11 protein-coding genes are annotated in these 14,277 nt (G+C 41.1%); all 11 read left to right on the forward strand.

Annotated elements, in window-relative coordinates; translation table 11 throughout:
- Window positions 1–119: 119 nt before the first annotated feature.
- The 11 genes from NV377_RS02645 to NV377_RS02695 all read left to right on the forward strand — a co-directional run bounded on the left by NV377_RS02645 (window position 120) and on the right by NV377_RS02695 (window position 14,208).
- Complete coding sequence (locus tag NV377_RS02645; RefSeq protein WP_258199612.1) at window positions 120–1,136, forward strand: LLM class flavin-dependent oxidoreductase; 1,017 nt, start codon at window positions 120–122, stop codon at window positions 1,134–1,136.
- 47 nt (window positions 1,137–1,183) lie between these two features.
- Entirely contained in the window at window positions 1,184–2,377 is a 1,194-nt protein-coding gene (locus NV377_RS02650; RefSeq protein ID WP_258199613.1) for an amidohydrolase, read from the forward strand.
- A gap of 54 nt (window positions 2,378–2,431) precedes the next feature.
- On the forward strand, window positions 2,432–2,923 hold the full coding sequence (locus NV377_RS02655) for a DinB family protein (RefSeq protein ID WP_258199614.1): 492 nt from the start codon (window positions 2,432–2,434) through the stop codon (window positions 2,921–2,923).
- Window positions 2,924–2,925: 2 nt separating this feature from the next.
- Window positions 2,926–4,263 (forward strand): LLM class flavin-dependent oxidoreductase, encoded by a 1,338-nt coding sequence (locus NV377_RS02660; protein WP_258200348.1) that lies wholly within the window; start codon window positions 2,926–2,928, stop codon window positions 4,261–4,263.
- Entirely contained in the window at window positions 4,260–5,516 is a 1,257-nt protein-coding gene (locus NV377_RS02665) for a M20 metallopeptidase family protein (protein WP_258199615.1), read from the forward strand. The genes NV377_RS02660 and NV377_RS02665 overlap by 4 nt, the downstream gene beginning before the upstream one ends.
- 19 nt (window positions 5,517–5,535) lie before the next feature.
- Complete coding sequence (locus NV377_RS02670; protein WP_258199616.1) at window positions 5,536–6,873, forward strand: LLM class flavin-dependent oxidoreductase; 1,338 nt, start codon at window positions 5,536–5,538, stop codon at window positions 6,871–6,873.
- A gap of 42 nt (window positions 6,874–6,915) precedes the next feature.
- Window positions 6,916–8,595: an ABC transporter substrate-binding protein gene (locus NV377_RS02675; RefSeq protein WP_258199617.1), complete on the forward strand. Its 1,680-nt coding sequence runs from the start codon at window positions 6,916–6,918 to the stop codon at window positions 8,593–8,595.
- Between the two features lie 21 nt (window positions 8,596–8,616).
- The gene (locus tag NV377_RS02680) at window positions 8,617–9,543 is read left to right on the forward strand and encodes an ABC transporter permease (protein WP_258199618.1); all 927 of its coding nucleotides are present in this window, start codon (window positions 8,617–8,619) and stop codon (window positions 9,541–9,543) included.
- A gap of 87 nt (window positions 9,544–9,630) precedes the next feature.
- The gene (locus tag NV377_RS02685) at window positions 9,631–10,455 is read left to right on the forward strand and encodes an ABC transporter permease (RefSeq protein WP_258200349.1); all 825 of its coding nucleotides are present in this window, start codon (window positions 9,631–9,633) and stop codon (window positions 10,453–10,455) included.
- Window positions 10,456–10,480: 25 nt separating this feature from the next.
- Window positions 10,481–12,514 (forward strand): ABC transporter ATP-binding protein, encoded by a 2,034-nt coding sequence (locus NV377_RS02690; protein WP_258199619.1) that lies wholly within the window; start codon window positions 10,481–10,483, stop codon window positions 12,512–12,514.
- A gap of 203 nt (window positions 12,515–12,717) precedes the next feature.
- Entirely contained in the window at window positions 12,718–14,208 is a 1,491-nt protein-coding gene (locus tag NV377_RS02695; RefSeq protein ID WP_258199620.1) for a DHA2 family efflux MFS transporter permease subunit, read from the forward strand.
- Window positions 14,209–14,277: the final 69 nt, after the last annotated feature.

Below are 14,277 nucleotides of genomic sequence, written 5' to 3' on the forward strand. Positions count from 1 at the left end.
TGATGTATAGAGAAACTCTATTAGCGCCTTTAAACAAGAGGTGATACATTTATATGTATACAATTCGCACTAAACTTATTGGAATTGTTGCAAATATACTTTGAACAGAGGTGTTACTATTGGCAATCACAATTAGCATACTAGATCAAAGTCCGATCTACCCAGGTGAATCAGCTAAAGAAGCATTCGCCCATACTGTAGAACTTGTACAAAAAGCAGAAGAATTAGGTTACAACCGATATTGGGTTTCAGAGCATCATGATACAGATTCGTTAGCAGGTTCATCACCAGAAGTGCTAATAGCTTATTTATTAGCGAAGACAAAGAAAATCAGAATCGGATCAGGTGGCATTATGCTTCAACATTACAGTCCTTATAAAGTAGCCGAAAACTTCAATGTATTATCATCGCTCGCACCAGATAGAGTTGATCTCGGAGTGGGGCGTGCACCGGGTGGATTACCACGTAGTACTCAAGCGTTGCAAAAAAGTATTACTGAGCCATTGTCTTTAACGGAAAAGATCATTGAACTTAAGAAGCATTTACATGGAAAACTTGGCGAAGATGAGTTGCTTGTAGGTTTACAGGCGACTCCGATTCCTCCAGTCGCACCGGTTCTTCATGTGCTAGGAGCATCAGTAGAAAGTGCAGAGATTACTGCCGAACTCGGACTACCTTATGTTTTCTCTCTATTTATTAGTGGTGATGAACAGATAGCTTTCAATGCAGTTCATAAATATAATGAAAAATTTATTAGTAAAAATGGCTCTACTCCGAAGGTAATTGTGGCATTGACAGCCATTGTTGCTGAAACGGATGAAGAGGCACTTGAATTGAAGTCGCCACAGAAGCTAGTAAAAGTTCATTTGGCTAGTGGACGTACCATTACACTCGGCACAATTCAACAAGCAGAGGAGTACGGAATTCAGGCAAATGAGCCGTTCACAATCGAAGAAAGAGAAGCTCTTGTTACACTTGGATCAAAGGAAACTGTAAGGGAAAATTTAATATCCTTACAGGGAGCATTAGGAATTAACGAATTCATGATTACAACGAATGTAACTCCTTTCGAGAAACGAATACGGTCGTTTGAGTTACTGAGCGAAGCATTCACAGAAGCTACAGTATTACAATAGTGAATGTAAAAACTTAACAGACCAACATATTTTGAGGGGGAGAAGAGATGACAAAGAGTACATCTCTAAGCAGTGCAAAAGTGTTCTCTAATTGGTTAAGTGATATTAGAAGAGAATTACATCGTTATCCTGAGTTATCAGATGAGGAGTTCGAGACGACAGCTAAAATTAGGAAGTGGCTCGAGAATGCTGGTATTCGAATCGTAGACTATTCCCTCCATACTGGCGTAATTGCGGAGGTTGGTGGACTAAATGGTGGCTCAATCATTGCCTTACGCGCAGATATTGACGCTTTACCAATTCAGGAGTCATCAGGACTTTCATTTGCTTCTGTAAGCCCAGGTAAAATGCATGCTTGTGGTCATGATTACCATACCGCAGTCCTTATAGGCACGGCAATTTTACTGAAAGAACATGAAGAAAAACTTAATGGTACGATCAGGTTAATTTTCCAGCCTGCAGAAGAGAAGGCGACAGGGGCTCGCGAGGTTATCAATTCCGGGGCATTAGAAGGTGTTACGTCCATATTGGGGTTTCATAATAAGCCAGATTATCCTGTTGGTACAGTAGGCATTAAAGGGGGAGCACTGATGGCTGCTCCTGATCGATTTTCAGTGGATATAGAAGGCAAAGGGACACATGCTGCAGTTCCTGAGTCAGGAATTGATCCTATTAACGTTGCTTCGCATATCGTGACAGCACTTCAGTCAATTGTAACTCGTAATGTAAGTGCACTTGATCACGCCGTTATTAGCGTCACAAAATTTCAAAGTGGCACAACATGGAATGTCATACCAGACAGGGCATATCTGGAAGGAACAATAAGAACCTTTGATGAAGTCGTTCGTCGTCATATCATTGAGAGGTTTGATCAAGTAGTCGAAGGGGTCGCTACTTCATTCAATGCTAAAGCATCAGTACATTGGATTGAAGGACCACCTGCAGTCCACAATGATGATGAACTTGCTGAGTTAGCATGGCAAGAGGCAGAAGAGCTTGGATTGATACCTATCATTGCCACTCCTTCTCTTGCGGGTGAAGATTTCTCAGAGTACCAGCAGAAAATACCAGGTTTGTTTGTATTTATAGGAACTGCTGGTAATCATGAATGGCATCATCCCGCTTTTGATCTAGATGAGCGATCGCTTCCTATTGCGGTAGATTTTATTGCCGGAACCGCAAAGCGAATGTTGTTGCATGCGAACAATAAGATTGGAAGTGTAGGATTTTACAACATTTGATCGTATCAAGCCAACGCAACAGTTGGTATCTCAATTATAATTGGAGGCAAAAAAATGAGTGAACTCGATATTGAAGCTTTTTTGAATACACATATGCGATTAGTTGAATCTATAGCTGGACTTAGTAATGAACAACTGAGATGGAAAGCAACAGAATTGAGCTGGAGCGTTACAGAGGTGCTCGCGCATCTTGCAGATCATAACATCGTTGTTTCGTTTCGCATTAGAGGAATACTAGCAGATTCGAAGGAGCAACTTGTTACTTTTGAGCAAGATCAATGGGTTGCTGGACAGCATTCTAACGCGAGTGAAGTGAGTGATATTTTGGATTTGTTCGGGGCATTGCTTCAATATAATCGTTTGCTTTTCAACAGGCTCAGCGAACAAGAGTTGGCTAAGAGCGGCATTAACTTCAAGGGAGATACTGTTCTCATCCGTGATATCATTCCAGCATTTACAAACCATGTGCATCATCATATTGCTCAAATTGAGCGAATTAAAACAGCATATTTAGACCAAGTGCATATTAAGAAGGGAAGTGAATAATGATGGGACAACGTAAACAGTTGAAGTTAGGCGCTATGCTTCATGGTGTAGGTAGTAGCACTTCATTATGGAGACATCCTGGTATTCAGTCGGATGCAAGTGTGAATTTCGAATTGTACAAAAGCTGGGTGGAGAAAGCTGAAGCAGGGAAGTTTGATCTCGTGTTTGTTGCAGATGGACTCTACATTAATGAAAAGTCCATCCCACATTTTTTGAATAGATTTGAACCAATTACGATACTAAGTGCACTTGCAGCGGTTAGTAAAAAGATTGGTCTTGTAGGTACCCTATCGACTTCTTATAGTGAGCCCTTTACCGTTGCGCGTCAGTTTGGCTCGCTTGATGTAATAAGTGGTGGACGCGGAGGTTGGAATATCGTTACTTCTCCGCTTGAAGGAACTGCTGCGAATTACGGAAAAACAGAGCATCCTGAACATGAGAAGCGTTATCGAATCGCGAAAGAATATTTACAGGTAACACGTGGATTATGGGATTCATGGGAGGATGATGCTTTCATACGGGATAAGGAATCTGGAGTGTTCTTTGATCCGTCGAAGTTACACGAGTTGAATCATACAGGTGAGTTTTTCTCAGTGAAAGGACCACTTAATATAGCGCGTTCTAAGCAGGGGCATCCAGTTATTTTTCAAGCAGGATCTTCTGAAGTCGGAAAAAATTATGCTTCCAAAGAAGCCGATGCTGTATTTACTGGCCATGAAACGATTGAAGAAGCAATTGAATTTTATAATGATGTGAAAAATAGAGCGATAACGTTCGGTCGTAACCCGGATGACGTACTAATATTCCCAGGGATTAGCCCAGTCGTTGGTGTAACGCAAGAAGAGGCTGAACGGAAATATGAAGACGTAGTTGCTTTAGTATCAGCAGAGAATGCGCTACTATATTTGGGAAGATATTTTGAACACCATGATTTCTCTCAATACGATTTGGATGCACCTTTCCCCGAACTAGGTGAATTAGGTCGAAATAGCTTTCAAAGTGGTACAGATAGAATTAAAGCGAAAGCCAAGGAACATGGACTTACACTTCGGCAAGTTGCACTATCGGTAGCAACGCCTCGACCTAACTTTATCGGTACAGCAGAACAAGTGGCAGATCAAGTACAGCAATGGTTTGAAGCGGGTGCTGCAGATGGATTTATGGTTGGATCATCCGTTCCTAATGGACTAGAGGATTTTATTGAGTTAGTTGTGCCAATTCTTCAAGCAAGAGGCTTGTTCCGAACAGAATACGAGAGCGATACATTGCGTGGTAATTTGGGATTGAAAGTTCCCTTGAATCGTTATAGCGAATTGCTCAAGGTGGAAGAACGAGTGTGATTGACAATAGTACTTCCAGAACCTTATTGGAATCAATGCTAAGCTATGCAGATACATTGCAAGAAGAGCTTGTACTGGTTCGTAGAGATCTTCATCGTCATCCTGAATTGTTATATCAGACAGATCGTACGGCTAGCATCGTTGTTACTCTCCTAGAACAATGGGGGATTGACGTTACTCATAATGTAGGGCCTCATTTTGGAAAAGGTGTAGTAGGTACATTGCGCGGAGGTGCAGGAAATGGACCGACGATACTGTTCCGCGCTGACATGGATGCATTGCCTATCGAGGAATTGAATGAGATAGACTATCGCTCTAATTATCCGGGTATTATGCATGCCTGTGGTCATGATGCACATACAGCCATGCTGCTTGGGTTAGCCAAAACTTTAGCAGCGCATAGAGATCGATTAATCGGAGAATTTCGCTTCATCTTTCAGCCGGCTGAGGAAGGCGCAATGCCTAGCCCATTGGATGGAAGACTCCTTTCCGGGGGACGCGACATGATTGAAGCAGGAATTCTAGAAGGCGTTGATCGTTGTTACGCTCTTCATGTGTGGCCAGAGCTACAAGTTGGAACATTAGGAGTGCATGTTCATTATGCAATGGCAGCCTCGAGTCATTTTCAAGTCGTGTTCAGCGGAATAGGAGGTCACCATAGCACACCTCATCTAGCAGTAGATGCTATACAGATGTCAGCTAGTTATATTTCTGCCGTAAATGGGATGATGACGTATGGAATAGATCCTACAGAATCGGCTGTACTTGTATTCGGAACGATACAAGCGGGAACCGTAATCAATGCTATCGCGGAACAAAGTGTCATCACAGGTACTTTTAGAGCATTTAGCAAAGAGACCGTTTCTAGTATAACAAATGGATTAGATCAACATGCTAAGGCAATTGCTAACGTATATGGAGGCTCTTATGAACTAGTAATACGGGAAGGAATTGCTGTAGTGAACGATGCGGAAGCTGTGAAAGACGTCTTGCGAGTTGGTTCTGCTATTTTTGGTAGTGAGCAAGTACAAATTATTGATCGTCCTAGTTTAGCTGGTGAGGATTTCGGGTGGTATCTTGATCGTGTACCTGGAGCATTCGTTTTACTAGGTTGTCGTAATGCCGAGTTAGCAATTACCGCAGGGCTGCATAAGTCTCATTTTAACTTAGATGAGTCTTCACTTACACAAGGTGTACGATTACTAGCTCATTTGGCTATAACAGAAATGAAGGATGAGGAAGCAAAATTATAACGATAAAGGTGGAGTGTATATGGGAAACAAAAGATATTTGAAGTTAGGTGCAATTCTTCATGGGATAGGGCCAGGCTCACTCTGGAGACATCCTGAGATGCAAGCTGATGCAAGTGTTAGTCTTCCATTCTATAAACAGCAGGCTCAAAAAGCAGAGGAAGGGAAATTTGATTTTGTCTTCGTAGCGGATGGCTTGTATATCAATGAAAAGTCAACTCCTCACTTTCTCAATAGATTTGAACCAATTACGATTCTATCAGCACTTGGTGCGGTAACTTCCAATATTGGTCTAATCGGTACATTGTCAACATCCTATAGTGAACCGTTCACTGTCGCTCGTCAGTTTTCTTCGATTGATCATATAAGTGGTGGGCGTGCAGGATGGAATGTAGTTACATCTCCATTGGAAGGAAGTGCATTGAACTTTGGTGGGAAGGAACATCCAACGCATCCAAATCGATATAAAATAGCTGAAGAATATATCGAAGTCGCTAAGGGACTATGGGATTCATGGGAAGATGATGCTTTTGTACGAGATAAAGAATCTGGAGTCTTTTTCAATCCTCAGAAGCTACATCAGCTTAATCACAAAGGCGAATTCTTCTCAGTGCAAGGACCGCTCAATATTGCTCGTTCTAAGCAAGGGCAACCAGTGGTGTTTCAAGCGGGTTCTTCAGATAGTGGTAGATCACTTGCAGCGAAGACGGCTGATGCGGTATTTACTGGTCCCGAGTCTATTGATGAAGCTAAGCTATTTTATAGTGATGTAAAGAGTAGAATTAAGAACAATGGTCGTAATCCAGAGCATACACTAATTTTTCCTGGGATAAGTGTAATTATTGCACAAACTCAAGAGGAAGCAGAGCAGAAACAAAATGAAATTATTAATTTAGTTACGATTGAATACGCACTAGATCATCTGGGAAGGTTTTTTGAACATCATGACTTTACTCAATACTCGCTTGATGAAGCATTTCCGGATTTAGGTGACTTCGGATCAAATTCCTTCAGAAGTACGACAGATCGAATTAAGCTACGTGCGAAAGAAAATAATCTGACGCTTCGTCAAGTTGCGCTTCAAGCGGCTACTCCACGTACCGCATTTATTGGTACACCGGAGCGTATCGCAGATATATTACAGCAATGGTTTGAAGAAGGTGCTGCGGATGGCTTTATCGTTGGATCGCCTATACCTGAAGGGTTCAATGACTTCGTAGAGTTAGTTGTTCCTATTTTGCAACAGCGTGGCATATATCGCACAGAGTATGAGTCTAATACTTTACGAGGAAATCTAGGGATACCAATTCCGACAAATCGTAATACAGTAATAAAGCTTGCTGACGTAATTCCGACTTAATCTATGTGTATACATTAATATAAAGTAAAGGAGAGAATCTTCATGAAATCAATAAATTATAAGTTTTCAATGATTACTATGTTATTAGCCTTATCACTGGTGTTGTCAGCATGCGCTAATGGTCAGAACACAACGAATTCTGAAGTGAAACAAGGATCTGGTCAAAGCACATTAGCAACAACTGGTACAACAGATAAAGGAGAAAGCTCCGCTGTTGTAGGTGGAGAATTGAGTTATGCTCTTGCAACATCTCCAGATACACTGGACCCACATCGAAGCGGGTTAGCTGTAGCCGTACGTGTAATCCGTACGATTTATGATTCATTAGTAGTACAACTGCCTGATAACACAATCAAACCTTGGCTTGCTACGGAGTGGACATTATCAGAGGATGGGAAAAGTTATACGTTCAAACTTCGACAAGACGTTACATTCCATGATGGAACACCGTTCAACGCGGAAGCAGTAAAATATAACTTTGATCGAATTCTTGATCCCGAGACTAAGGCAGCGAACGCGGCTGCACTTTTGAGACCATATGAATCATCAGAGGTCATTGATGAATTTACGATTCAATTAAATCTATCGTCACCTTCTCGTGCGTTTCTAACTAATCTAAGTCAAGCACTACTAGGTATTGTTTCGCCAACTGCAGCGAAGGATTACGGAGATCAATTTGGTAAAAATCCTGTTGGATCGGGACCATTTAAATTCGTTAGTTGGGAAGAAAATGCAGATCTCAAAGTAAAACGAAATGATGATTACAAATGGGCTCCTGAACTTGTCTCGAACAAAGGAGCTGCTTATCTTGATCAAATCACGTTCAAAATTGTGCCTGAAGAAGCAACGAGAATTGGTAGTGTTCAGAGTGGACAAATATTAGCAGCAGAAACTATTCCACCACAAAACATTGCTTCTTTCGAAAGTGATCCGAATGGTCAATTGTTTAAGGTGAATACGGTTGGTTTGCCTTATACTTTATTTTTCAATCTCAACCATGAACCCTGGAACGAATTGAAGGCTAGACAGGCGGTACAATATGCAGTCGATGTTGAGAGTATTGTTAAGACACTGTATCTGGGCACTTATGATCAAGCTTGGTCACCACTTAGTCCAGGGATATTAGGATATGACAAATCGTTAGAAAATGGGATCAAGCCAGATCTTGATAAAGCTAATCAACTACTTGATGAGCTTGGTTGGTTGAAAGGAACAGATGGTATTCGCGAAAAGGATGGCAAAAAGCTGACTTTACATTATGTAGATGTTACCCCTAATCGTGAGAAACGAAACGATATTGCTGTCATCATTCAACAACAATTGAAAGCCATAGGCATAGAGGTGGAAGTCGAGATTACGAAGGATTACAAAACAGTAATCTATACAAACCATGACTATGATCTATATGGTAACAGCCAAGTGAACACTGATCCGAATGCACTTTATGCACTCTATCATTCTACTGCTCCTAATGCCCCACTTTCATTGTCGAAGTTGAATGAACCAGCAATAGATAAACTTCTTGAACAAGGATTAATTGAGCAAGACGATGTTAAGCGCGAACAAATTTATAAAGATATTCAGAACTACATCATAGATAATGCAATTATTCTTCCAATTTACGTATTCCCTTACACCGTTGGAGCACATAAATCCGTGAATGGTTTGATCTTTGATTTCCTTGGTTACCCAATATTCAATGATGTATTTTTACAAAAATAATAAAAAGGGGCGTACACCATTATGATTGGATTAATTTCAAAACGTATTGTTAATTCGTTGCTCGTTATCGCAGGTTCTCTGGTACTTGTTTTCACTATACTTTACGTACTTCCAGGCGATCCAACGGATATGATACTTGATCCAACGATGGCGTCACCTGATTTAGTTGCGAGCTTGCGTCAACAACTAGGCGTCGATCAGCCCTATCATATCCAATTGTTTCGTTACTTTGGCCATATGGTACAAGGGGATTTTGGGAATTCTCTGTTGAACTCGGAGCCGGTTCTTCCTAAAATCGTTAAACATCTTCCAGCAACATTAGCGTTGACTGCGGCAAGCTCAATTGTCTCAGTCATCGTCGGTATATTCCTAGGTGTGCTATCAGCCATTCACCGCAATCGATTTATCGATATAGCTGCTCGTACTGTTGGATTGTTTGGCATCTCGATGCCAACTTTTTGGTCGGGTATTCTACTGATTCTTATCTTTAGCGTTAATCTTAAATGGTTTCCAGCAATGGGTTCCGACGGTTGGAAGAGTTTGGTGCTGCCAGCGATAACTTTAGGAACCGTCGGAGCCGGATTTATTGTGCGAATGGTCCGAAACAGCATGTTAGATATTATTAGCGATCATTTTATTATGACACTTCGTTCTAAAGGTTTAACCGAACGTGCGATTATGTATCGGCATGCACTAAGAAATGCTTTAATTCCTGCTGTGACGATGATGGGAATGATGATTGGCGAGATGCTGGCTGGTACCGTCGTCATTGAAACGGTCTTCTCAAGGCAAGGAATTGGTCGAGTAATAGCAGATGCTATTATGGCGAAAGATCTGCCAGTTGTGCAAGGCGTTATTTTCTTTTCAGCAATTGTCTATGTCGTCGTTAATTTATTAGTAGACATTTCATATTCCGTTATTGATCCAAGAGTAAGACGTTCCATATAAGTAGGGAGGAGATGAATCATGATGAGAGATATAGTAGCACCCAAACTAGTATGGGGTGATATAAAAAAAGGAAATCGAGTATTTCGAATGGTGAGCCGGATTGCATTCTCTAACATTCTTCTATACGGAGCCGGATTTGTATTTTTATTTATGCTAGTTTGTGTCTTTGTTCCGTCTTGGATTGCCCCCTATTCACCGACCGAAATGATGGTGAATAGCGCAATGCAGTCACCGAGTAAGGTTCATATTTTTGGTACCGATTATTTTGGTAGAGATATATTTAGTGTAGTAGTCTACGGGAGTAGAGATTCTTTGTTCATCGGTTTTGCTTCCGTATTAGTTGGTGGATTATTGGGAGGTGCAATTGGGTCTGTCTCAGGATACTTTGGAGGCAAGGTTGATACGATATTGATGCGCTTGAATGATATTCTCATGACAATCCCAGGTATCTTGCTTGCACTAGCGATTGCTGGAGCGCTCGGACCTAGTCTGTTCAATATCGTATTGGCTGTAGCCGTTTCATCTATTCCGGGTTACGCACGTGTTATGCGAGCTCAAATAATGAGCATTAATGGAAGAACATTTATAGCTGCATCCAAATCAATAGGTGCAAGTCCTCTTCATATTTTTTGGAAACATGTGATGCCGAATGCATTCTCACCACTTCTTGTTATGGCTACGCTTGGAATCGGAACTTCCATATTAGCAGGCTCAGGATTAAGTTTTCTTGGTCTAGGTGTATTGCGAGAGATTCCTGATTGGGGGACTTTACTTGCCCAAGGTCGTAGTTATTTGACGGTAGCGTGGTGGATTTGTACATTCCCAGGAGTAGCAATAACACTTTTTGTTCTATCAGTTAACATTATTGGGGATCGACTTAGAGATTCATTAGATCCTAAAAAAGCTACTTAAGTCAAGGCAAGAGGAGGAACTTCCCTTGAAAGCATTACTTCATATTGAAAATCTATCTGTTGATTTCAATACAAATCGTGGTTCGCTTCAAGCGATTCAAGACATTACGTTATCCATACGAGCTGGCGAAACGGTCTGTCTAGTTGGAGAGTCGGGAAGTGGTAAAACAGTTACGTCAAAAGCAATTATGCGACTGATAGATCATGAGAATGGCTTTATATCAAAAGGCAGCGTTATGCTCGATGATATTAATTTGGCAACTCTACCTGAAGATGCGCTTCGCAAAATAAGAGGTAAACGTGTCGCAATGGTTTTTCAAGAGCCAATGGCTGCCTTCGATCCCGTATTTACGATCGGAGAGCAGATCGTAGAGACCATTATGCAACATGAGAAAAAAACTAAAAAAGATGCTTGGGTACGTGGAATAGAACTACTATATAGAGTAGGTATTCCAGAGCCAGCAATACGTATGAAACAGTATCCCGGAGAATTATCTGGAGGAATGCTACAACGAGCAATGATAGCGATGGCACTGTCATGCGGACCAGAGCTATTAATTGCTGATGAGCCGACTACTGCACTCGACGTTACGATACAAGCTCAAATTTTGATGCTATTGCAAGATTTGAAACGTGAGTTTGGTATGTCAATCTTACTAATTACTCATGATCTAGGAATTGCAGCAGAAATCGCTGATCGTATTGTGGTCATGTATGCAGGAAAGATTGTCGAGCAGGGGAGTGCTATACAATTATTCGAACGTCCACAGCACCCTTATACGAGGGGACTATTGAAATCAATTGCTACATTAGATACTGTTCGTGGTTCTAGATTATACTCCATTGAAGGATCTATACCTAGTCAATTTTCTCTACCAACTGGTTGTGTATTTCATCCAAGATGTAAGTACGCAACGAATCAATGCAAGACAGAAGCACCGGTTCTTAATGATATTGAAGGTAGACAGGTTGCTTGTTGGCATTCTGAACTTGTTGTGGGTGAGGGGGACTGGCGTGTTGAACGGCTACAGCATAGTACAGACATTGAGCAGATAATTTCCAGTGCTTTACATGCTGAAGTTGAGCATACTTCGGAAATTTTATTTGAGGCTAAGCATCTTCACAAATATTATTCTGTAAAAGGGAAGGGTTTGTTTGCATCGCGTACTTTCATTCGCGCGGTTGATGATGTTTCTTTTTCTATAAGGAAGAACGAGACTTTTGGACTTGTTGGAGAATCTGGTAGTGGTAAATCAACACTTGGCCGGTTGTTACTTCAATTAGAACGCGCAACTTCAGGTAATGTTCGCTTTCAAGGGCAAGAACTTACTAATCTAGGTGGTTCCAAATTACGGTCTATACGGAAAGATATGCAGGTGATTTTCCAAGATCCTTACGGATCATTAGATCCGAAATGGACGATTGGAGATTCTATTGCTGAACCGTTACAAGTTCATGGTGGCCTATCAGTTAAAGAAGGTCGAGAACGAGTTGAAGAATTATTGAACTTAGTTGGTTTAGATCCTTCTATTGCTGGACGATACCCACATGAATTTTCAGGCGGGCAGCGGCAACGTATTGGGATTGCACGGGCGATTGCGCTAAATCCCAATTTTATTTTAGCTGACGAAGCAGTTTCTGCACTTGATGTGTCTGTCCAGGCTCAAATCATTAATCTGTTGCAAGATCTGAAGCAGAAACTTGGATTGACCTACCTATTTATCGCACATGGATTACAAGTAGTAAGACATATATCAGATAGAATTGGTGTTATGTATTTAGGTAAATTAGTTGAGATTGCTCCGAGTGATGAATTGTTTCTGCGCCCAGCACATCCTTATACAAGAGCGCTTATTGCATCTATTCCAGAGGCTGATCCCACGGTACAACGGAAATTTGTTTCAATTGAAGGAGAGATACCATCTCCAGCCAATCCGCCAAGTGGATGTCGTTTTCATCCACGTTGTCCTATAGCAACAAGTAGATGTAAGGAAGAACAGCCAGCACTTCGTGAGGTAGAGAAAGATCGTTTTGTTAGTTGCCATTATCCTTTACTATAAGTTCAAGTTCAAAAAGCAGGCTTTTAGAACCGAGAAGATGGAGCGCTACTTGAGGAAGGAGGAAACGCAAGTGTACGTTATTGGTACACGTGGCCCGGACTTCCGAAGTTCGCTTCATATTCGATGCCGATTATACTTCCTGCATCACTTCGTTATCAAAGTCTGCTTTTTGAGCTACCTCTTTAACAAAGCGAGGTGTTGATTTGTCTACCGACTTAACTCATGCAAGGTCGCCCTTTTGGCCAGCGATGACGATTATTTTCCTAGGTTCTTTTGTTGGTATGTATCATGTCGTATCACTCAATGTATCGTTACCTGGCTTTATGGCGATTTTTGATTCGGACTTGCAACGTGTGCAGTGGATTATTACGGGATTCGCACTGGCTTGTGGCATGGTAGCTCCAATTAGTGGTTATGCCATAGATCGCTTTGGAAGTAAACGGTTGTTTCTGTTTTCTTTGATAGGGATCTCTATAAGCTCAATGCTATGTGCAAGTGCTTGGAATATCCAATCACTCATCGCCTTTCGAGTTTTACAAGGTTTATTCTGCGGTTTCATTCAACCTATTTCTTTAGCGATGATTTATCAGACAGTGGAGAAAGAAAGACAGGTTCTTGCAGTAAGTATTTGGTCGTTCTCAACCGTATTCAGCACCTCAATTGGTCCTACCCTTAGTGGATGGCTTCAAGGTTACAATTGGCATTTAATTTTTCTTGTTACGGTGCCAGTTGGGCTTTTCACTTTTGTGGTCGCTGCTATAATTCTTCCAGACACTCGACATAATAAAAAAACAAATCTCGACTGGCGAGGTTTACTGTTAGCGACTTTTGCTAGTCTTTCATTGTTGTTATTTTTCGGAAATATGAATGTATGGGGTTGGCAGTCCATGTGGACTTGGGGAACAATACTTCTTGGTACTGTTAGCACTTTAATGTTCATAAGTCATGAGCTGCGGACCCCACACCCCCTTCTTCATCTAAAACTATTCAAAAATGTTACATTTACTTTAAGTCTATCTGCCTCACTTATTCTAACATTTGGAATATACTCTGGCGTCTATTTTATTCCTCTATTTCTAGGGGAGATTCAGGGAATGACATCATACCAAATCGGGTTGAAGTTCTTGCCAGCAGCAGTTTGCCTTACATGTGCTACTTTTTTATCGGGTAGATTGTATAAGAGATTGGGTCCAGCAAAGTTACTAACAATAGGTAGTATCATTCTTTTCATCTCTACGTATTATTTTAGTTATCTTCGCCTTGAAACAACGATGTTAGCTGTGATGGTGTGGTTATCTATTCGTAACACTGGAACCGGATTGACAATGACCCCCATTACGAATGCAAGCATGTCATCTATACCAGAGGAGTACCTTGGTCACGCATCAGCGTTGATAAGTTGGTTGCGCCAAGTGTTTAGCGCTATGGCACTTGGATTATGTACATCGCTATTTTATGCTAGGATGGGAGTACATGAGAAGAGACTATCAGTATGGGATGAAGGTGTCACTGATAGATTAGCATATCAGAAGGCTTACATATTAAGTATTAGTGATGCATTCCGAATTGCAAGTCTAATAATAGTTATAGTAATTCCATTATCATTGTTGTTAGGTAAGAGGTTAGCGAGGTCATCAAACCGCTCAGTACAGAGTAATGAGAGTCTCAGTAATACACATAATGTAGGGAAATAAATATTTATGAGATTAAGTGAATATATTGAATCTGAATAGGTTGTCCCACAAGTAGATGGTTTCTACAAG

The organism is Paenibacillus endoradicis (assembly GCF_024721975.1).

Bases quoted from the DNA above. Each gene is read 5' to 3' on its own strand.
- NV377_RS02680 (WP_258199618.1), top strand. From the start codon at position 8,617: ATGATTGGATTAATTTCAAAACGTATTGTTAATTCGTTGCTCGTTATC.
- NV377_RS02650 (WP_258199613.1), top strand. From the start codon at position 1,184: ATGACAAAGAGTACATCTCTAAGCAGTGCAAAAGTGTTCTCTAATTGG.
- NV377_RS02670 (WP_258199616.1), top strand. From the start codon at position 5,536: ATGGGAAACAAAAGATATTTGAAGTTAGGTGCAATTCTTCATGGGATA.
- NV377_RS02675 (WP_258199617.1), top strand. From the start codon at position 6,916: ATGAAATCAATAAATTATAAGTTTTCAATGATTACTATGTTATTAGCC.
- NV377_RS02660 (WP_258200348.1), top strand. From the start codon at position 2,926: ATGGGACAACGTAAACAGTTGAAGTTAGGCGCTATGCTTCATGGTGTA.
- NV377_RS02655 (WP_258199614.1), top strand. From the start codon at position 2,432: ATGAGTGAACTCGATATTGAAGCTTTTTTGAATACACATATGCGATTA.
- NV377_RS02685 (WP_258200349.1), top strand. From the start codon at position 9,631: ATGGTGAGCCGGATTGCATTCTCTAACATTCTTCTATACGGAGCCGGA.